A 251-nucleotide genomic window follows, 5' to 3' on the forward strand; every position below is an offset into this window, starting at 1 on the left:
TCTACCTGACCACCTGTGTCGGTTTGGGGTACGATTCCATATAATCTGAAGCTTAGAGGCTTTTCCTGGAAGTATGGCATCAGCAACTTCATCACCGTGGTGACTCGTCTCGTGTCTCAGGTTTAATGTTCGTCCGGATTTACCTAAACAAACGCCCTACTCACTTTCACATGGACTACCAACGCCATGCTTGCTTAGCCTGCTCCGTCCCCCCATCGCAATTATATCGAGTACAGAAATATTAATCTGTT

At 46.6% G+C, this 251-nt stretch carries 1 rRNA gene; it reads right to left on the bottom strand.

What is annotated here, in order from left to right:
• A 23S ribosomal RNA gene (locus H5058_RS18330) occupies window positions 1-251 on the bottom strand; the annotation flags it as partial.

The organism is Pseudoalteromonas sp. SR45-4 (assembly GCF_014163535.1).
GTDB lineage: Bacteria > Pseudomonadota > Gammaproteobacteria > Enterobacterales > Alteromonadaceae > Pseudoalteromonas > Pseudoalteromonas nigrifaciens.